The following is an 18503-nucleotide window of genomic DNA, read 5'->3' on the forward strand; positions in this document are numbered from 1 at the left end:
ATGGCGTTGGCGGCTGGTCGCTAAACCACCCGATCCGGCACATCCCTGCCCTCGAAAAACGCCGCCACGTTGTCGACCACCTTCATGCCCATGGCGGTCCGCGTCTCTTCCGTGGCGCTGCCGAGATGCGGCAGCACCATGACGTTCTCCATCCGCCGCAGCGCCTCCGGCACATCAGGTTCCGCCTCGTAGACGTCAAGCCCGGCGCCGCGGATTGTGCCCGCCTTGAGCGCTGCAATCAGCGCCGCCTCATCCACCACGTCGCCACGCGCCGTATTGATGAGAAAGGCGCCCGGCTTCATCGCCGTAAGCCGTGCCGCATTTATCAGGTGTCGGTTCTCCGCTCCACCGGGGCAATGCAGCGAGACGAAATCAGCCACCGCCAGCACGGCCTCGATCGTCGGCAGCTGCCGCGCGCCGTAACGCGCCGCCTCCGGTGGATCGACCGGCGAACGGTTGAAGAACACCACGTCCATGCCGAAGCCGAAATGGCAGCGTTGCGCGAAGGCCTTGCCGATCCGGCCGAAACCGATGATGCCGACCGTCTTCCCGGTCACCTTGGCGCCGACCATATGCGTCGGGCACCAGCCCTTCCATGCACCAGCGCGTACCTGCCGCTCGCCCTCACCGCCGCGCCGGGCAACGGAGAGCAGCAGCAACATGGCGATATCGGCCGTGCAGTCGGTCAGCACGCCCGGCGTGTTTGTGACCGCAATGCCTCTCTCCCTGGCAGCGGATATATCGATGTGATTGTAGCCGACGCCGAAATTGCCAAGGATCTTGGTGACAACAGGCACGCCGTCGAAGACAGCGGCGGGCAACCGATCGGAAACCGTCGGCAATACGGCATCATAAGTCGAGAACGCCAGCCTTAGCTCGTTTTCACCGAGCGGAATATCGTCAGGATTGAACGTCACGTCGAAACGTTCGGCAAGGACGGCTTCCACCGTGGCTGGCCAGCGCCGGGTGACGAGAATGCGGGGTTTGGACATGACGGTTCCACTCAACGCTTCAAAACGATGCCAAGAGTTAGACCAGCCAGGCGAAAATTGAAACGTCCGCAAAAAGAAAGAAGCCCGGTCGGAACCGGGCTTCGATAATCATGTCCCATAAAGGGGAGCGAAGCTTACATGCCCTGCGGGAAGTAGCTGTACTTGCCGTCCGGACCCTTCTTCCATTCGTACATGATGTAGCCGGGGATCTTCGGATCGCCCTTTTCATCGAACGAAATGTCGCCGAGAACGGTCGGGAACGGGCCCTTTTCCTTCATGGCCTTGGCAACGGCCTCAGGATCCAGCGAGCCGGCAGCCTTGGCGGCCCCGGCAATCGTCTGCATCGCAGCGTAGGAATAGAGCGTGTAGGCTTCCGGATTGAAACCAGCGGCCTTGAACTTTTCGACGAGTTCCTTGTTCGCAGGGTTCGCCGTCGGATCGGGGCCGAAGGTGTTCAGCGTACCGGCGACAGCGTCGCCAGCGATCGAGGCCAGTTCGTTCGAAACGATACCGTCGCCCGAAACCAGCGTCGCCTTCAGGCCCTGGTCAGCCGCCTGGCGGATGATGAGACCGGCTTCGGTGTGCAGACCACCCCAATAGATGATCGAGACGCCGGCTTCCTTCATCTTGGCGATGAGGGCCGAGAAGTCCTTGTCGCCGACATTGATGCCTTCGTAAATGACTTCCGTCACGCCGGCGGCGTTCATAGCCTTCTTGGTTTCGTCGGCAAGGCCCTGACCGTAGGGGGTCTTGTCGTGAACGACAGCGATCTTGGCGTCCTTGAAGTGATCGGCAAGATACTTGCCGGCGATGGCACCCTGCTGGTCGTCACGGCCGCAGGTGCGGAACGTGTTCCAGAGGCCCCGTTCCGTGAAGGTCGGGTTCGTCGCGGCCGGGGTGATTTCGAGGATGCCGTTTTCGGCATAGACTTCCGAAGCCGGAATCGAAACGCCCGAGTTGAAGTGGCCGATGACGAACTTGACGCCGTCAGCAGCGAACTTGTTGGCAACCGAAATGCCCTGCTTCGGGTCGGAGACGTCGTCGCCGAGTTCGATCTTGATCTGCTCGCCGTTAATGCCGCCAGCAGCGTTGATGTCGGCGGCCGCCTGCTCGGCACCCTTCTGGAGCTGAGCGCCGAACGCGGCGTTCGGACCAGTCAGCGGACCAGCGACAGCGATGAGAACGTCGGCCCACGCGTTGCCGCTGAAGGCGAGCATCGCCGTCAGAGCCACTGCCGACAGAAGAGACTTCTTCATATTATTACTCCCAATTTTTGGGCGGGTTCCGGTCCAAGGCCCAGCGCACTACCCACCATTGACTGCGCCAGGAAAGCTGTTCCACTCGGAAGGCAATTCATGCCTAGTTTCAACGGACTGTCAATGTTTGTCCTTCCACGAAAACGCGGAAGTCTTTTCGTACAGCCAGTAATAGTTGTTAACCATCTGATTGGTGCGGCGGTGGCGGAAGCCGGCCGTCGAGAAGACCAGCAGCGTCACGAAATCGAGGATATAGTAGAAGGTGCTAAGCATCGGCCCATTGAACAGGGCATGATGCAGGAACTGCATCGCCCAGGCGAGCAGAAATGTATAGACGATGACCAGTGGATAGTCGCTCCAGCCCTCGGCAACCGCTTTGCCGGCGCGCCAGGCCGTCCAGAAGCCTAAGAGCAAGACGATGACACGGATCGCCACAAGGGGGCCGACATCCGCTTCGAAGAAAAGTCCCTGCATGTCAAACTCTCCTTTCGACCTAGTGTCTTCCGCCTTCGAGATAGGCGGCGCGGACCTCGGGATTGGCAAGAAGCTCCTTGCCGGAGCCGCTCATCGTCACCTTGCCGTTCACCATCACGTAGGCGCGGTGAGAAAGCCTGAGTGCGGCGAACGCGTTCTGCTCGACGAGGAAAACGGTCAGCCCCTCCGCCTCGTTGAGCTTCTTGATCGCCTCGAAGATGCCCTTGACGATCAGCGGCGCAAGACCGAGCGAGGGTTCGTCGAGAAGCAGCAACTTCGGGCGCGCCATCAGCGCGCGGCCGATCGACAGCATCTGCTGCTCACCGCCCGAAAGTGTTCCGCCGCGCTGGGCGTGACGTTCCTTGAGACGCGGGAAGAGCGTGAAGATCTTCTCAACGTCTTCGGCGAAGTGTTTCAGATTGTCGAGGCCTGCGCCCATCTGAAGATTTTCCAGAACCGTCATGCGCGGGAAGATGCGGCGGCCTTCTGGCGACTGTGCAATGCGTAGACGGGCAATTTCATGCGTCGGCATGCGGGTGATGTCGCGGCCCTCGAAGACCACCGAACCGGTGCGGGCCTGCGGGCTGCCGCAGATCGTCATCATCAGTGTCGACTTGCCGGCGCCATTGGCGCCGATCAGGCTGACGATCTCGCCCTTGTTGACGTGGACATCGACGCCGGCCAGCGCGCGGATATTGCCGTAATAGGTTTCGACGCTGTTGACCTGAAGGAGCGGTTGACCGGTCATTACTTCATCGCCCATCAGTTTGCGCCTCCTTCGAGCTGCTCGACGGCTGCGATCACCTTTTCCACTTCTTCATCCTCGACACCGAGATAGGCCGCGATAACCCTCGGATCGTTCTTCACGTGATCCGGCGTGCCATCGGAAATCTTCTGACCATATTCGAGGACGACGACGTGGTCGGAGATTTCCATGACCACCGACATGTCGTGCTCGATCAGCAGGATCGACGTTCCTGTTTCGGCGCGAATGCTCTTCAGCAGCGCGTTGAGCGTTGCCGATTCCCGTGGGTTGAGGCCGGCAGCCGGTTCATCCAGGCAAAGCAGCTCGGGGCCAGTGCACATGGCGCGGGCAATTTCGAGACGCCGCTGGGCGCCGTAGGGCAGGTCGCCGGCGGGGTCGTCGGCGCGGTCGATCAGGTCGGCCTTCTCAAGCCAGAAACGGGCAAGCTCGATCGCCCCGGCCGCTTCCCGCCTATAGGGGCCGACACCGATGAGGCCGAGGATCGTATAACCCGATGCCTTCATCAGCTTGTTGTGCTGGGCAACCAGCAGGTTTTCTAGAACGGTCAGGCCGGAGAACAGCCGGATGTTCTGGAAGGTACGTGCGACCTTGGCTTCCCTGGTGATGCGAAAGTCCGGAAGGCGCTCCAGCAGGTATTGCTTGCCGCTCTTCTGGTTGAACGTGATCATGCCCATCGTCGGCTTGTAGAAGCCGGTGATGCAGTTGAAGACGGTGGTCTTGCCGGCGCCGTTCGGCCCGATCAGCGCGGTGATATCGCCGCGCTTGGCTTCGAAGGAGAAGTCGTTGATGGCCATCAGGCCGCCGAACTTCATCGACAGGTGTTCGACCTTGAGAAGAGTGTCGTCAGACATCGTATTCGTTACGGGGCTCATCAACCATGGCCCTCCTTGATGAAGCTTCCGGATATCGCCTTGCGCTCTCGGAGGAAGGCTGTCGGCTCACGCGAGCCGACGAAGCCGCGCGGCTTGAACAGCATGACGACGACCATGGCGAGGCCGAAGATCAACATGCGGTAGAGTTCCGGCGTAAAATCGGGTCCGAAGACGAGTTTTAGGAAGTCCATGCTGCGCAACAACTCGGTGCCGCCGACCATGACGATGGCCGCGATCGCGATGCCGGTCAACGAACCCATGCCGCCGAGAACGACGATAGCGAGAATGACGGCCGATTCCAGGAAGACGAAGGATTCCGGCGAGACGAAGCCCTGGCGGGCGGCGAAGAACGAGCCGGCGAAACCGGCAAACATCGCGCCCGTAGCAAAGGCGGTGAGCTTGGTCGTGACCGTGTTGATGCCGAGCGAACGGCAGGCGATCTCGTCTTCGCGCAAGGCTTCCCAGGCGCGTCCGATCGGCATGCGGCGCAGCCGGATGGTGACATAGGCCGTCAGCATGCAGAGCGCCAGGATCAGGTAAAAGAGGAAGATCTTGTAATAGGCCGAGGAGATCGGCAGGTGAAAGAGCTTGGCAAAGCCGCCGGCCGTCGCATCGAAGGGAATGCCGAAGAGTGTTGCCTTCGGGATGCTCGAGATACCGAAAGTGCCCTTCGTCACTTCAGTCCAGTTGATGAGGACGAGACGAATGATTTCACCGAAGGCAAGCGTCACGATGGCCAGGTAATCGCCGCGCAGGCGCAGCACCGGGAAGCCGAGAATGACACCCCAGAGTGCCGCGAAGATGCCCGAAAGCGGCAGCAGCACCCAGAAGGACAGGCCGAAATAGCTCGAAAGCAGTGCGTAGGAATAAGCGCCAACAGCATAGAAGGCGACATAACCGAGGTCGAGCAGGCCGGCGAGGCCGACGACGATGTTCAGCCCCCAGGCGAGCATCACATAGATCAGGATCTGGATGCCGAAATTGTCGACATATGTCAGCGAGCCCTGAGGGCCTTTGATCGCCACCACCACCATGGGATAAAGCAGCAGCGCGATCAGCGCGATCTTCAGGAAATGCCGGTGGAAGAAGCTCTTCTCGGTTGAGATGTCGAGTTCGCCCTGTCTCGACTTTGCCAGCTTGCGGCTATCGAGATGCGGCCGCAGGAAAACCACCGTGGCGAAGCGGCCGATGGCGGCGACCGCGACGAAGATCGCAAGCAGGCCCCAGCGCTGGACAATGATCAGCTCGTTGCTGATGTTCTGGTCGGTCTTGAGGCCGACATAGAGAACGAACATGCCGAACGACAGGACGGCGGCGAAAAGAGCTTCGGTAAGGCCTTTGCGGACAAGTCCGGCATCGGGCTTGCCTGCAGAATTTTCGATGTTTGCCATGACGTTATACCTTCTCGACTTCCGGCCGCCCGAGGATGCCGGTCGGCTTGAAGATCAACACGAAAGCCAGGATCGCAAAGGTCGCGACGTCCTTATAGGCGATGGTGAAGTATGCCGACCACAGCGACTCGATAAGGCCGATAAGGAGGCCGCCGAAGACGGCGCCGGGTAACGAACCGATACCGCCGAGAACGGCTGCCGTGAAGGCCTTCACACCGGGCGTGAAGCCGTCGTTAAAAGAGGCGACGCCATAATACATCAGGTACATCGTGCCGGCGACGGCTGCGAGTGCCGCACCCATAACGAAAGTGATCGAGATCGTCTGGTCGACGTTGACGCCGAGGAGCGCTGCCATCTTGCGATCCTGCTCAGTGGCGCGCTGGGCACGGCCGAGTGCGGTACGATTGACGATGTACCAGAAGATCGTGAGCAGCACTGCCGTGATCACGATGATGATGATCTGTTTCAGCGACACCGAGATGTTGCCGAACTGGTAGACCGAGCTCACCATCGGCGGAATCGGCTTGTTGCGTGGACCCTGTGTGACCTGGATGAAGTTGGACAGCGTGATCGACATGCCGATCGCGGTAATCAGCGGCGCCAGGCGGAAGGAACCGCGCAGGGGACGGTATGCGACGCGCTCAATCGTCCAGTTCCACAAGCTCGTCATCAACATCGCGACGACAAGCATCGCCAGCAGCAGAACTGCCACCGGAAGACCTGCGAAGATGGATGTGAGGACGAGGAAGACGATAAGAGCGGCGAAACCACCGAGCATGAAGATGTCGCCATGGGCGAAATTGATCATGCCGATAATGCCGTAAACCATCGTATAGCCAATAGCCACAAGGCCATAAATGGATCCGAGCGTCAGCCCATTTAAGAGCTGCTGGACGAAATACTCCATATGTCGTTTTCCCCTGGATGCGAGCGAAACACGCTGCATCTCTTTTTGGTTCTTCAGTTCTCCGTTTCAGAGAACCTCATAGGCCGAATGCATAGCGGTTTCGTTGGAAATGTGAAGACAAAAAGGATTTACTCCGACAGATTCTTGTCAGAACAGGCCTAACTGGCGCGTTTTGAACCAAAATCCACAGAAAAACGGCAGAGCAGGGCCTATTTTTAGCCAGAAACTGCCACTGGCTTAACCATGCGGAGATATCGCCGTCGATTTCCTGCCCCGCTTGCTGCGTAAGCTATTCCACAGAATTGGAAGATGGAGCAAATTCAGACCCCAAGGCAGCCTCTTTGACGAATGCCATTTCACGAACAATGCCCCATCTTCGTCTGACAAGGCCGAAAACTTATGGTAGCATCATCAAGCTGTGCATTGAGGGATGCAGAGCATGACGGGGAACACCATATAACTTAAGTATCTGGTTGTAATAGGGATGGTTTGCGGACGAGCGACAACGGGGTGCTCGCCGCGTGGCGAACGGCAAAAGGACAATGCTGAGGACATTTGAAAAGGCGGCACTCGAAGCCGGCAAGGCCATCATCACGGTCTTGCGCGAAGGCTTCCCCGTCGCCATGAAGGCGGATGCCAGTCCGGTCACGGTCGCCGACGAGGAGGCTGAACGCATCATCCTCGCTCATCTCGCCAGAGATTATCCCGAAATACCCGTCGTGGCGGAAGAATCGGTCGCCGCCGGAAAAGTGCCCGACATTGCCGGCCGTGGCTTCTTTCTTGTCGACCCTCTCGACGGTACCCGCGAGTTCGTCGACGGACGGCAGGAATTCACCGTCAACATCGCCTATATCGAGAACGGCGCCCCGGTGGCGGGCATCGTCTACGCGCCAGCGCTCGGACTTGCCTTCTCGGGAGAACGCGGCCACGCCGAAAGGCTTGTCGTCGCGGACGATTTCACGGTTGGCGCACGCAGCACAATCACTGTGCGCGAACAGCCTGAAGACAGGCTGGCGCTTGCAAGCCTTCGCCACAACAGCCCGGAGACCGGAAGCTTCCTCGCCGACCACGCGATCTTCAAATGCACCAATATCGGCTCCTCGCTGAAGTTCTGCCTGCTGGCCGAAGGCAAGGCCGACGTCTACCCGCGTTTCACCCGCACGATGGAATGGGACACCGCGGCCGGCGATGCGGTGCTGCGCGCCGCTGGCGGTTCGACGGTGACGCTGGACGGAACGCCGCTGACCTATGGCAAGACGGGAACCGCGGCCGATTTCGACTTCGCCAACCCGAACTTCATCTCCTGGGGCGGCAGGAAACGCGTCCTCGAACCGGCGTGACCATCCTTAGGGACCATCCTTGGGATCGTTGAATACCGGCAAGCGGCGCGATTCTCTGCATCGTAACCATGAGCTCAGACCTGTCGCGACAATCCGCGACCGGCCTCGGGCATGCGCGCCTCAACTGCGCAAGCGTCCCTCCGTAAAGCGCATCCACGATCCCCTCTCCAGCTGTGAAGTGATTCGCGTTATCGGGCCTCACTGAGCGATTCGGGCCGCAAATTCGTTGCCCTGCATCTTTTCAAGACGCTGCGCGCCATCAATCCTGCCTTGATTTTGTCACATTTCGGCACGGCTTCGACAGTGATCGATATCTTCATCAGAAAAATTTCGCCCCGTGTTCCGTTAAGAAATATGCTTAAGAGACCTGGGTCACGTGTCGAAACGGCACGTCGCCACCCCCCTGTAAAGCCCTGCCAAAGGCCTAGAAACTTTGACAAAATTCCAATTCTTAACGAAATATCATGAGCTTGCCTCAACTTAACGCACATGCGAAAGATTTGCTGCGATGCGATATTTCTCTGGACACCATTACACAATTGTCGCATTTTTCCGTTTTAGTAGGGTTACCAAGACCTGAGTGCAGCCCTGGTGACAGGGTTAACCATTGATCGCCTATTGCCGCCGCGCCCCCCTCGAAGACAACAGAGTACGATCCTTGAGCATCACGGAACTAAACAACAGCATTTCGACAGACTCCTTCCGGCCGAGCCGCCGCCAGCAGCCGAGCCTGAAGATCCAGACCCCTGTTATCCATAGCGATGCGCCGCAGGCGCCGTTGGTGGATCTGGTCCTGAAGCGGGCGTTCGACATTTTTTCGTCGTTGAGCGCCCTCCTCGTCCTCGCCCCGTTCCTTCTGTTCGTCGCCCTGCTGATCAAGCTCGACAGCCCGGGACCGGTGCTCTTCAAGCAGACCCGCTGGGGCAAGAACTGCAAGGCCATCAAGGTCTACAAGTTCCGTTCCATGCGCACCGACCTCTGCGACGTCTCCGGCGTTGCCCAGACGGTGAAGAACGATCCGCGCATAACTCGCATCGGCGCCATCCTGCGCCGCACGAATGTCGATGAGTTGCCGCAGCTGCTGAACGTGTTGCTGGGCCACATGTCGGTCGTCGGCCCGCGTTGCCATGCAATCGGCATGCGCGCCGGCGGCATGCTCTACGAAGAGCTCGTACCGGAATACCATCAGCGCCATGCGATGCGCCCCGGCATGACGGGTCTTGCCCAGATGCGCGGCTTGCGCGGCCCGACCGATCGTCCGGCCAAGGCGCGCGCCCGCATCGCCAGCGATCTCTATTACGTCGGGAATTTTTCGATCGTGATGGACATGCGCATCATTTTCGGAACCGTCGTGTCGGAGCTGACCCGCGGAAAAGGCTTCTAAGCTTTAAGCTTTGTGAGAAGAGACCGGCTGCCTTGTGCATGTCGCCGAAAAGTGTGCAGCGGTTTTGCGAAACCGACATGCATAAAACAAAGACCTAAAGCGCGATGCCACGCGCTTTAGAGCATCCGGCACCGGAATGCTCTGGCGACCGCCTGCATGCGGTTGGCCGAGTCGAGTTTGCGCATCGCGCTCTTCAGATAACCTGCCACCGTATGCGACGAGAGATCGAGAACGATCGCGATCTCGTCGCCGCTCTTGCCGGCCGCCGACTACAGCGCCGCGCGTCTTTTTAGACGCGCAAAGGACGCTGTAGCACTTTGAATTGCCGCCTGATTCCTTAAGTCGATTCCGATTTAAGGAATCAGGCGGCGTCGCAGGCATTCGATTTCGCGCCGGGTGAGCGTCTCCGACGGACCGTTTCCGGGTTGCCATTGCGCGAAACCTTGTCCAGAAGCTCCATGCAGCCGTAAAGCAGCGCCATCGCCTGCTCCCGCGTGGGCATAGGACAGTCGCCTGAGAAGGCGAAGATGTATTGTTTCAGGTCAGCGTCATGCAAGCGCGAAGGCGAAGGTATTCTTCAGCCCGTGCATCTGAAAGAGCGTGTTGAGTCTGCGGTTTTCCTGATTGGCGGCGCTGCCCGCAAACGACCCCTCTTTGCAGAAGATCGGCACGATCGTCCGCTTCATCGCGGTCAACAGTCTGCTGCAATAGAAGGGATCGGCGGCCTCGTAAAAGCCGACCAGGCTTAGCGGCCAGTTGCTGATCAGCCGGTTTTCGATGAAAGCCGTACGGTCGCCGCGCGGGAAAACCGAGAGCAGATAAAAATCGAAGCCCGCAAGCTTCGCCATCTCCCCGAGCCGTTCCTTGCCGTCGTTAAACGAAGCCCCGGCGCCCACGGCCTTCGACGGCGAAAATGCAGCATCCTCAGCGCAGTCGTCGACTGCGCGCTCAGGTCTTTCCATCTTCGTATCCTCGTAAGGCCAGCATCGGCTCGGCCTCGCTGCCGGCGGCGAGAAGCTCGCGCCGGAGCAGCAGCAGATTCTGCCCCGCATTCCGAGGACACGAAGCGTCAAAAGCGCAAACTGGACTAATGCAGCGGGAAGAGCGGAGTCGAAGTCTTGCGCTCATTCCTTTGTTGCAGCACTTAGAAGATCATCCCGGGAAATCAGCTAATCTTTATTCCGCATGGCTCCCATGCGGGCGCTACAAATTGACGTAGCGGCAGGCGGCCGCCCCCAAATCCGCGGCCCGAGGGCATCTAAATTTGTTATCAAAGTCTTACGATGGGTTTAGGCAATTTTTAAATGTGGCAGGCTAGAGTGGGGTTCGTGGTCTTGCGTTGTGTAGAGAGTCCAATGACCGAAATGATACGTCCCCGAGTAAAATATGTCATCGGCCCCGATGGCAGCCCCCTGACGATCGCGGATCTTCCGCCGCCGAATACGCGGCGCTGGGTGATTCGCCGGAAGGCAGAGGTTGTCGCGGCTGTTCGCGGTGGCTTGTTGAGCTTGGAAGAGGCCTGCGAGCGTTATACGCTCACGGTCGAAGAATTCCTCTCCTGGCAGTCGTCGATCAACAGCCACGGTCTCGCTGGCCTGCGCACCACGCGCATTCAGCAATATCGTCACTGATCACTCGCCAGCATCGACGACATCTATTTCGGGCCGGACGCATCTCCCATCAGGGAATGAAGAAGGCCCGAAATCATTGACGAGGCCGCATAGCACCAGAGGCCTGGCTGCGTGAAGGCATCCGCCAGCCCCGTCGTCTTCGCCGCCGCAATGACGATCGCGACCAGCAGCACGTCCATCATCGACCACTTGGACAGATGCGGTACGACACGACGATAGAACAGGCTGCCGGCCTGACCGCCGGTGGCCGTCGCTTCTGCGGCGATCCCGATCATCTTCAGAGACGGGAGCAGGATCGAAACCAGTGCAACGATCGCCGCCAGCAGCCCATCCCCGCCTTGCCAAAGCGAGACGATGACTTCGATGAGGGACGGCGTCTCGTCGAAGAAATACAGCGTCTCGAAATGGACCAGCGGTAACACGAGGCCGAGCGCCAGGAAGAACGGCGCGGCCACGAGAAGCACGGGGCGAATCATCGAGAGCGCCTTCATTGCCCTGAACCTCGTATCGATCCGATATTTTGCATGAACACTCCGTCTTGTATCTGTCTTGCCTCCACGGCTTGGCACGACCGCGCGGCCATGTCACGGTCCGCTACGACACTATCCGTTACGAGGAAAGACAATGAACATTCGAAACGAGGAAGGCGCCTCCGGCGGCCGGTATGCGGCCGAGGTGGAGGGGCACGAGGCCGAGATGACCTATTCGCGCACATCGCCGAAGCTCATCATCATCGATCACACGGCCGTTCCCGATGCGTTGCGCGGCAAGGGTGTCGGCCAGGCATTGGCGCTCCACGCCGTGGAAGCAGCCCGCACCGGCGGATGGAAGATCATTCCGCTTTGCCCCTTCTTCAAGGCGCAGGCGCAACGCCATCCGGAATGGAAGGATGTCGTGAACTAGCGCATCTGCCCGAAAATCGGAATCGGTTGTCAGAAAGCACGATGCGCGGATTGAAAGAGTTGGAGCGTCCTTTGCGCGTCCGAAAGGACGCACGGCGCTCTAATGCGCGTCGCTCAAAGACAGGCTGCAGGTTTGGGGCGGCGCATAAAAAGTCATGACTCGCGTCGCCTGAATCACGCTCGATGTGACCCGCTTTGGAGGTAGCTTCTTCAATCGCCTTCGGCGTGACAGCCTCGATTTCGGCGACAGCTGCGCCGAGGCGCTCGCCGATAGGCGAAAACACCAAAAGCCATGTATGACGGACAGCGCGCCCGTCATACATGGCTTCTCAGCGGCGATCCCAGGCGCCGAAACCGGCGCCCACCGTTTTTCACTTACGCCCTTGCTCGGGCGCCGCTGTCACGCTCTTCCAGCGCCGTCGCCCTTGCATATTCCGCCTGCATCTCCTCGAGCGCCATTTCCAGCGTCTCTTCCTGCATCTTCAGTTCCTTGATCGAAACCTGCAGGTTATCGGCCCGCTGACGCGCGGCCTTGGCGAAGGTCGGATAAGCAAAGTGATTCGGGTCGGAAATACCGGACTTCTTTTCCTCGACGACGATCTGGCTCTCCAGATCCTTCGTCATCCGTTCGAATTCAGACATCATCATTTGCAATTGCTGCAACTGACGTCGTTTTTCGTTCACCTGAAATTCCTTCAGGCGAACGAGACTTTCTCGCGACTTCATACGCATTACTCCCGTGATGCGAGACCCCGGCTCAACTTGAAACCGCCCTGCGCGCCGCTTTGACACGGTTTGCTAAAAAATTTCCTGCGATATTAACAAATACCTACCGCTGGTAACCTTTCGTTTACGGGCATCGTTAATGATAGGCCCTATGATTTAAGGGTCGGTAAATGCCACGGCATGAAGTTCGAACCTTTTCATTGGCGAGTCGGATGAATCACTTAGCGCTGTTTCCTAATGTTAAAGTTGAGGAACGCCTTTTTGAGATTCCTATTGGAAAACAGAGAAATGGAAAAATTATTTAATAAATTCGATACTCCTTGCCAGAGTGAATTAGAATTTGTTAACCATTTCGTGGCAGCTTCCAAATCACGTAGCGTGTTCGGTATCGTGTAGGGGGCCAGACCACCTTTCGGCGGCGGTAAAGGGGATAATTATGCGGGTACTTCTAATCGAGGATGACAGCGCGACGGCGCAGAGCATCGAGTTGATGCTGAAATCAGAGAGTTTTAATGTTTATACCACCGATCTCGGTGAAGAAGGCGTCGATCTGGGCAAGCTGTATGATTATGACATCATCCTTCTCGATCTGAACCTGCCCGACATGTCCGGATATGAAGTGCTTCGCACTCTCCGGTTGTCCAAGGTCAAGACACCGATCCTCATCCTGTCGGGCATGGCCGGCATCGAAGACAAGGTTCGTGGCCTCGGCTTCGGCGCCGACGACTACATGACCAAGCCGTTCCACAAGGACGAGCTCGTCGCTCGCATCCACGCCATCGTCCGCCGCTCCAAGGGCCATGCCCAGTCGGTCATCATGACCGGCGAGTTGATCGTCAACCTCGACGCCAAGACTGTCGAAGTCGGCGGCCAGCGCGTCCACCTGACGGGCAAGGAATATCAGATGCTGGAGCTGCTTTCGCTCCGCAAGGGCACCACCCTCACCAAGGAAATGTTCCTGAACCACCTTTACGGCGGCATGGACGAGCCGGAACTCAAGATCATCGACGTCTTCATCTGCAAGCTCCGCAAGAAGCTCGCCAACGCTGCCGGCGGCGCCAACTATATCGAGACCGTCTGGGGCCGTGGTTACGTACTTCGCGAGCCGGATGGGGCCGAATACGCCGAAACCGCCTGATTTTTCCCGATCCCCCTTATCGGATAAACGAAGATCCCGCCTTTCCGGCGGGATTTTTCGTTTCTGCCCTGAGCAAATAAGGAACCACCATGACGAAAGATTCAGGCTAGACCGGCCTGATCCTCTATATCTCGTTAAAGAAAATGGAACGTGGTGTCGGCCGAACGCACTTGCACGTTCGGCATGATGCTCGAGCGACGCCGATATTGGCGGAAGAAATCTGCGTCAGGCGGCGATCGCGCGGTTTCCGAAAACCGCGGTCAGGATCTTGCGATCGAACGGCTTCAGCAGGAAGTCGGTCGCACCGGCCCGTTTGCCCGCCATCAGCTTCTTCAGATCCGCCTCGACGACGCAGTAATAGATCTTGACCTCTTTGCCGCCGTCCATGGCGCGGATGGCGGCGATGAGATCGAGGGCGCCTTCCATGCCGGAATCGACGATCAGATATTCCGGCAGCTCCGCCTGGCAGCGCTGCAGCGCCTCGCCGGCGTTGGAGGCTTCGCTGACGAGAAAATCGAGTTCGGAGAGAATGCGCTTGCCGACCTTGCGGACGATGTCCGAATTATCGGTGATCATGAACCTTTGCATGGCCGCTCCTTTGCCCCCGCATTCGTCGCAGCAAGAGGCCTCTTACAACCCTGGAGAATAGGTCCATCAGGCTAACGAATCGTTACCGGACGGGCGCCGACACGCGTCCGCGCTCCGAAATCAGGCCACCGCGGCCACTGCCGTGAACACCAGTTCGTCTGCGCTGGCGCTGTGATCGAGCGTCATTCCGCACTCTTGCGCCAGAAGCACCGTGTAATAGGGCTGGATCGAATGGGCGTCGATCGCCTCCTCGATGTTGCCGGTCGATATCTCGACGAATTTCGGCGGCAAGCGCATCAGTTTGCCTTTGGCCGTGAGCTTGAACCTGGCATCGAATTCGGGATTTTCGAGCGTTACCTCGAGTACACCGCCGCGCGGAATGGCAGAATAGGCAACGAGGAAGAGGTTGAGCAGCAGCTTGACACGATTCTTGGCGACGATGGCGCGCGGTCCGTTCCAGATCACCTCGGTCTTCTTCTCGGCGACGGCAAAATCCTTGGCAGCGCGTTCGGCCTCGCCCGTGTCGATCGAGGCGCCGACGGAGCCCGACGCACCAAAGGCGAGGCGTGCGAATTTCAGGCGGACGGACGCGTTGAGGGCGCTGGTGCGGATCAGGTCCATCGCATCGGAATCGGCGCCGCCCTCGTCCAGCAGTTCCAGCCCGTTATTGATCGCGCCGACGGGCGAGATGACATCGTGGCAAACGCGGCTGCAAAGAAGCGCGGCCAGATCCGGGCCGGACAGGGTGAGATTGGGGTTCTTGGACATCATCGTCTCCTGAGGGGCGGCAATTTCATTGCGCCCGGAATATACTTCATCAAAATTGCGCGAAGTTTGCGGTCGTACTCGATGCCATAATGACACCATATTTGGTAAACCGATTGTTAAGATCATCGGCGCAAAATGCACCAATCGCCGCGAGCGGTTGCCCGCTCCTAGCCAAACGACGAACGGATGACACAATGCGCCCTCGATTTCCGCACCGATTCATCGGCTTCTGCAGGTTGCTTTCGGCCCTCGTCTTCTCCTCGCTGATGGTTGCCGCACCGGCCGCTGCCCAGGACAACGGCCAGTACACGATGCAGGAAATCGTTGACGCCGGCCACTCCTTCTTCGGTTCCGCCAGCGGCGGACTTGCCAAGGTCGTCGAGAGTGCCTTCCAGAAATACGGCCTGCCGAACGGCTATATCCTCGGACAAGAAGGTGGCGGCGCCTTCATCGCCGGCCTTACCTATGGCGAGGGCCAGCTGAACACCAAGAACGCTGGCGAACATAATCTCTACTGGCAGGGACCCTCGCTCGGCCTCGATTACGGCGGCCAGGGCTCGCGCGTGATGATGCTGGTCTACGACCTGCCCTCTATCAACGGCATCTATGCCCGCTTCGGCGGCGTCAGCGGCTCGGCCTATGTGATCGCCGGCTTCGGCATGACGCTGCTCAAGAACAACGACGTGCTGGTCGTGCCGATCCGCACCGGCGTCGGCGCCCGCCTCGGCGTCAACGTCGGCTATCTCAAGATCACTCAGGCGCCGACCTGGAACCCCTTCTGAGGCCGCAAAGCCGCCGGAATCTGCCGCCGTCCCCACCGGCGGCCTTGCCATGCGCGTCATGCCTGCTTAATCATCGCGGCTGACCCGTATCAACCTTCTTACCGATGGCCGCGCCGTGATCGAATATGCTCTCTTGTTCGGATTGGGCTTCCTGACCGCGGCCTTCCTCGTCTTTCTGGTCTCGCCGGCCGTTCACCGCCGTATTGTCTGGTATACAGAGAACCGGCTGAAAGCGACGATGCCGCTGAGCCCACAAGAGGTTCGCGCCCAGAAAGACATGGTGCGCGCGCTTTATGCCGCCGAAAACGCCCGCACCACCCAGGACCTTCTGCGTGAGCGCGAGAAATCCCTGTCGTTCCAGCTTCGCCACGACGCCCTCGCCGTCGACGCCGGCAGGCTTGCCGCCGAGATCGGCGATTTGCAGGCGCAGATCGGCGAGATGCATGTCGAAGCAGCCGACCAGCGCTCGCATCTGCGCAAGGCCGAGAACTATATCAGCCAGTTGAAGACCAACCTGCATATTGCCGAGCAGTCCGCTGCCAACAAGGAAAGCGAACTGGCGACGATGCGGACGCGCCTGAGCAAGCTCGGTGAACAGGCCGATGGGCTGAGGATCGACCTGGCCGCGCGCGAGACCGAGGCGGAGAGCCTGAAATTCCGTGTCAACGCGCTGCGCGACGAACGCGACACGCTGCGCCAGGACGTCAGCCTGCTGCAGAAGCGCGCCAAGGATGCCGAACAGAAACTGACGCAGCAGCAGCATATGGTAATCCGTCTGGAGGATAAGGCCGCGCGCGAGAGCGCTTCCGCCACCGAAAAGGAAACCCTGGTCGCGCGCCGCCAGCAGGAGATCACCAAGTTGAAGGAGCAGTTGAAGGCCGCCAACGCCGAAATCCGCAAGGTCAACCGGGTGCTGCGCGACGCCGGCCTTGCCGGGATGGTGGCGGACCTGCCGGCGGAAATGCCGGCCGAAGACACGGTCGCATCCGCGCTCGACACCGCCGTCGTCACGTCTGAGATCGGCGAAGATGTCCGCACGCGCAGTGCCGCCCTTGCCGAGCGCCTGGAAAAGGCAAAGACCTCAACCGGGCGCGATGGCGCGATCCGCGAGGAGATCGCCTCGATCGCCGCCAATATGGTGGCGCTGACCGCACTTAACGAAGGTCCCTCCTCACCGATCCGCACACTGCTGTTGGATGCTGCGGAAAGGAATCCGAACGATCGCGTCAGCCTTGCCGACAGGGCGGCCGCGATCATCGCCGATCGCGCGCGCTGACGCCTTAGCGCGGCGCGCCATCATTTTTGAATTGGCGCAGAACCCTGAAAATCGATTTCGATTTGAGAAGGCATGCGTTAGATCCGGCCCATCGCCGAGGCCATGGAAAACAGTGCGATCCCCGTCGCCGTCGCGGCGTTGAGGCTGTCGAGTTCCTCCGACTGTGGAATGCGCGCGCTCTGGAACCGCGCAAGCAGCGCCTCCGGCAACCCCTCGCCTTCGGTGCCGACGACGAGCGCCATACGCGTCGAGGCCGGAATGGCGCGGATATCGGTCTTGCCGTGCGGCGAAAGCGTCCAGATGGCAAAGCCCCGTTCGGCAAGCGCCAGAAGCACATCCAGCGCCTTGCCGCCGCGACGGTGCGCAACGCCCAGCACCGAACCGACCGAGACACGCAGCGCCTTGCGGTAGAGTGGATCACAGGAGGTTTCGTCGAGCAGCACCGCATCGGCCCGGAAGGCAGCCGCATTGCGAAACATCGAGCCGGCATTGTCGTGATTGGAAATGCCACAACCGACGAGCACCAGCGCCTGCTCCGGCAGCGCGTCAAGAAGGGCAGCTTCCCCGCGATCCTCCCGCCGGCCGAGCGCGAGAACGCCGCGATGCAGATGGAAACCGACGACGCCGTCGAGCACATCGGCCCCGGCGACATAGACCGGCACATCGGCCGGAAACCGCTCCAGGATGGGCCGGACGCCCTCGACGCGGTTGCGCAGCAGCAGGATCTTTTCGGCGAAAAAGCCGCGGCCGGCCGCATGCGCCTCGGCGAGCATGCGCAGCACGACGGTGCCTTCGGCGATGAAGCGGTTCTCTCGGCCCGTCAGGTCGCGCTCACGAATATCGCGGAATTCGGCGACGCGCGGATCGTCGGCGCTGTCGATGTCGATCGGGACGGCGGCCATGCCGGCCTCAATTGCCCGCGACGGTGACGTCGGCGACGGTGCGGCCGGTCCTGAGATCGTAGACCAGCGCCTTGCTCTTGCCCTCGACCGTTTCGCCGTAGAACAGGATCTGCCCGGCCGAAAGGGATGTGGACTGCACCTTGAAGCCAAGCGGCAGGGAAACGGTTGCCGCAAGCGGCGCGTCTGAGGGCACGCCGGAGGCGGCAACAGCGGACGCCGTCTCCTTCGGCTCGCTGTGCATCGCCTTGTAGACAACCGCGCCGAAGACCGCCATAAGGCTCACGAACATGATGGCGCCGGAAACGATCTGCAGGCGGACCATCTTGCGCCGGACACTTTCCATCGCCGGATCAAGGGGCTTCTCTTCCTGGTCGTCTGGCTCGATTGCTGTCATCTGTGCGTCCCGTT

Annotated in this window: 23 protein-coding genes; 7 read left to right on the forward strand and 16 right to left on the reverse strand. The window is 59.7% G+C overall.

The annotated features are described in order from the left end of the window. Positions 1–20: 20 nt before the first annotated feature. The 7 genes from U5G49_RS17090 to U5G49_RS17120 all read right to left on the reverse strand — a co-directional run bounded on the left by U5G49_RS17090 (position 21) and on the right by U5G49_RS17120 (position 6658). Positions 21–992: a 2-hydroxyacid dehydrogenase gene (locus U5G49_RS17090; RefSeq protein ID WP_193445014.1), complete on the reverse strand. Its 972-nt coding sequence runs from the start codon at positions 990–992 to the stop codon at positions 21–23. A gap of 134 nt (positions 993–1126) precedes the next feature. Next, positions 1127–2248: a branched-chain amino acid ABC transporter substrate-binding protein gene (locus U5G49_RS17095; RefSeq protein ID WP_018243302.1), complete on the reverse strand. Its 1122-nt coding sequence runs from the start codon at positions 2246–2248 to the stop codon at positions 1127–1129. Between the two features lie 120 nt (positions 2249–2368). After that, on the reverse strand, positions 2369–2722 hold the full coding sequence (locus tag U5G49_RS17100; RefSeq protein WP_018243303.1) for a DUF6867 family protein: 354 nt from the start codon (positions 2720–2722) through the stop codon (positions 2369–2371). Positions 2723–2741: 19 nt separating this feature from the next. Continuing rightward, positions 2742–3485, reverse strand: coding sequence for an ABC transporter ATP-binding protein (locus U5G49_RS17105; protein ID WP_018243304.1), 744 nt, complete (start codon positions 3483–3485; stop codon positions 2742–2744). Further along, positions 3485–4360: an ABC transporter ATP-binding protein gene (locus U5G49_RS17110; RefSeq protein ID WP_193445013.1), complete on the reverse strand. Its 876-nt coding sequence runs from the start codon at positions 4358–4360 to the stop codon at positions 3485–3487. The genes U5G49_RS17105 and U5G49_RS17110 overlap by 1 nt, the downstream gene beginning before the upstream one ends. Further along, positions 4360–5751, reverse strand: a complete 1392-nt coding sequence (livM, locus tag U5G49_RS17115; RefSeq protein WP_193445012.1) for a high-affinity branched-chain amino acid ABC transporter permease LivM — start codon at positions 5749–5751, stop codon at positions 4360–4362. Before livM ends, U5G49_RS17110 begins: the two co-directional genes overlap by 1 nt. Before the next feature lie 4 nt (positions 5752–5755). Then, on the reverse strand, positions 5756–6658 hold the full coding sequence (locus U5G49_RS17120) for a branched-chain amino acid ABC transporter permease (protein ID WP_017965841.1): 903 nt from the start codon (positions 6656–6658) through the stop codon (positions 5756–5758). Between the two features lie 542 nt (positions 6659–7200). On the opposite strand from U5G49_RS17120, the gene cysQ reads away from it, so the two are divergent. After that, positions 7201–7998, forward strand: coding sequence for a 3'(2'),5'-bisphosphate nucleotidase CysQ (gene cysQ, locus U5G49_RS17125; protein ID WP_028733272.1), 798 nt, complete (start codon positions 7201–7203; stop codon positions 7996–7998). A gap of 658 nt (positions 7999–8656) precedes the next feature. Then, complete coding sequence (locus tag U5G49_RS17130) at positions 8657–9382, forward strand: sugar transferase (RefSeq protein WP_018243308.1); 726 nt, start codon at positions 8657–8659, stop codon at positions 9380–9382. 116 nt (positions 9383–9498) lie between these two features. Here the strand turns inward: U5G49_RS17130 and U5G49_RS37135 are convergent, their stop codons facing one another. The 3 genes from U5G49_RS37135 to U5G49_RS37145 form a co-directional block, all read right to left on the reverse strand. Next, positions 9499–9591 (reverse strand): hypothetical protein, encoded by a 93-nt coding sequence (locus tag U5G49_RS37135; RefSeq protein ID WP_370090421.1) that lies wholly within the window; start codon positions 9589–9591, stop codon positions 9499–9501. 152 nt (positions 9592–9743) lie between these two features. After that, positions 9744–9884, reverse strand: a complete 141-nt coding sequence (locus tag U5G49_RS37140) for a hypothetical protein (protein ID WP_245268239.1) — start codon at positions 9882–9884, stop codon at positions 9744–9746. A 46-nt stretch (positions 9885–9930) separates the two neighbouring features. After that, positions 9931–10344 (reverse strand): hypothetical protein, encoded by a 414-nt coding sequence (locus U5G49_RS37145; RefSeq protein WP_376770327.1) that lies wholly within the window; start codon positions 10342–10344, stop codon positions 9931–9933. Between the two features lie 393 nt (positions 10345–10737). Between U5G49_RS37145 and sciP the strand changes: the two genes are divergently transcribed. Further along, a complete protein-coding gene (sciP, locus tag U5G49_RS17140) occupies positions 10738–11013 on the forward strand; it encodes a CtrA inhibitor SciP (RefSeq protein WP_007533628.1) in 276 nt (91 codons plus the stop codon). Between the two features lie 23 nt (positions 11014–11036). Here the strand turns inward: sciP and U5G49_RS17145 are convergent, their stop codons facing one another. After that, complete coding sequence (locus U5G49_RS17145) at positions 11037–11582, reverse strand: paraquat-inducible protein A (RefSeq protein ID WP_193445011.1); 546 nt, start codon at positions 11580–11582, stop codon at positions 11037–11039. A gap of 55 nt (positions 11583–11637) precedes the next feature. Between U5G49_RS17145 and U5G49_RS17150 the strand changes: the two genes are divergently transcribed. Next, entirely contained in the window at positions 11638–11916 is a 279-nt protein-coding gene (locus U5G49_RS17150; RefSeq protein WP_112904768.1) for a GNAT family N-acetyltransferase, read from the forward strand. Between the two features lie 374 nt (positions 11917–12290). Here the strand turns inward: U5G49_RS17150 and U5G49_RS17155 are convergent, their stop codons facing one another. Beyond that, positions 12291–12641 carry a hypothetical protein gene (locus tag U5G49_RS17155; protein ID WP_026188505.1) on the reverse strand — a complete coding sequence of 117 codons (351 nt, stop codon included), beginning with the start codon at positions 12639–12641 and terminating at the stop codon, positions 12291–12293. A gap of 436 nt (positions 12642–13077) precedes the next feature. Between U5G49_RS17155 and ctrA the strand changes: the two genes are divergently transcribed. Then, entirely contained in the window at positions 13078–13779 is a 702-nt protein-coding gene (gene ctrA, locus U5G49_RS17160) for a response regulator transcription factor CtrA (RefSeq protein WP_003542362.1), read from the forward strand. 225 nt (positions 13780–14004) lie between these two features. Here ctrA and U5G49_RS17165 read toward each other — a convergent pair whose 3' ends face one another. Beyond that, complete coding sequence (locus U5G49_RS17165; protein ID WP_010069020.1) at positions 14005–14367, reverse strand: response regulator; 363 nt, start codon at positions 14365–14367, stop codon at positions 14005–14007. A 120-nt stretch (positions 14368–14487) separates the two neighbouring features. Further along, positions 14488–15135: a histidine phosphotransferase ChpT gene (gene chpT / locus U5G49_RS17170; protein ID WP_112904771.1), complete on the reverse strand. Its 648-nt coding sequence runs from the start codon at positions 15133–15135 to the stop codon at positions 14488–14490. A 194-nt stretch (positions 15136–15329) separates the two neighbouring features. On the opposite strand from chpT, the gene U5G49_RS17175 reads away from it, so the two are divergent. Both U5G49_RS17175 and U5G49_RS17180 read left to right on the forward strand, forming a co-directional pair. Then, positions 15330–15917 (forward strand): DUF1134 domain-containing protein, encoded by a 588-nt coding sequence (locus tag U5G49_RS17175; RefSeq protein ID WP_028733268.1) that lies wholly within the window; start codon positions 15330–15332, stop codon positions 15915–15917. A gap of 115 nt (positions 15918–16032) precedes the next feature. After that, positions 16033–17193 carry a coiled-coil domain-containing protein gene (locus U5G49_RS17180; protein ID WP_193445010.1) on the forward strand — a complete coding sequence of 387 codons (1161 nt, stop codon included), beginning with the start codon at positions 16033–16035 and terminating at the stop codon, positions 17191–17193. A gap of 77 nt (positions 17194–17270) precedes the next feature. Here U5G49_RS17180 and U5G49_RS17185 read toward each other — a convergent pair whose 3' ends face one another. Both U5G49_RS17185 and U5G49_RS17190 read right to left on the reverse strand, forming a co-directional pair. Then, positions 17271–18095, reverse strand: a complete 825-nt coding sequence (locus tag U5G49_RS17185; RefSeq protein WP_130758900.1) for a TrmH family RNA methyltransferase — start codon at positions 18093–18095, stop codon at positions 17271–17273. A 7-nt stretch (positions 18096–18102) separates the two neighbouring features. Next, positions 18103–18489, reverse strand: coding sequence for a membrane protein (locus U5G49_RS17190; protein ID WP_047618930.1), 387 nt, complete (start codon positions 18487–18489; stop codon positions 18103–18105). Positions 18490–18503 lie beyond the last annotated feature (14 nt).

Origin of the sequence: Rhizobium indigoferae (genome assembly GCF_034554815.1) — a bacterium.
GTDB classification, from domain to species: Bacteria; Pseudomonadota; Alphaproteobacteria; order Rhizobiales; family Rhizobiaceae; genus Rhizobium; species Rhizobium leguminosarum.